General features: G+C 53.4%; 2 protein-coding genes. Both read right to left on the minus strand.

Annotation, left to right across the window (positions count from 1 at the left end; genetic code table 11):
- Positions 1-262 (minus strand): BrnA antitoxin family protein (locus tag EVJ22_RS15265; RefSeq protein WP_131444271.1); only part of this gene is annotated, 262 nt, incomplete at its 3' end.
- A 16-nt stretch (positions 263-278) separates the two neighbouring features.
- On the minus strand, positions 279-547 hold a 269-nt coding region (locus EVJ22_RS15270), incomplete at its 5' end, for a hypothetical protein (RefSeq protein WP_131444274.1).

Consider the following 547-nt stretch of genomic DNA (forward strand, 5'->3'; position numbering starts at 1 on the left):
TACTCTGGTTTTCGATATGGCAGCGTAAAACCAAGTTAATCAAAGCCTTATATTCTGCACCCTGGGCTTGAAACCACTGCAATACATCAGGCTCAACTTGTACAAGCTGCTGTGCTTGTGACACAGGGATTCTTAGCATCGCCTTCTCAAAGAATTCTTCCGGCAAAGGAGGAATGTCGGAATAATCAACTCCTTCATCCTCCAATGACTCTAGTGCCGTCCAGTTAGTACGAGAGGTATTGCTGGAGTCTTTGCTGCTCATCTCGATGTCGACCCTCTTATGCAGGCCGACCGGGATCGAGATGATCTAGCGCTTTCAGCACTGCGCCCACGTCCATCGACAAGTATTCGCCGAGGCGGAGGATGTCGTTGACCTGGGCGCGGCTGTCTTGGCCAAGGGGCTTTCTCGACACCGCCGCCTGCTTGAGCAGGGCAAACACCTGGCGATTGAGGTGCTGGTAATACAGCTCTTGGGGGCGTTCTAACGAAAGGCCCAGGTTGAGCTGCTGGCCCAGGTTAACCAGTCGCCCCAGCCAATCCACATCGG

Origin of the sequence: Exiguobacterium sp. SH0S7, assembly GCF_004337195.1 — a bacterium.
GTDB lineage: Bacteria > Bacillota > Bacilli > Exiguobacteriales > Exiguobacteriaceae > Exiguobacterium > Exiguobacterium aurantiacum_A.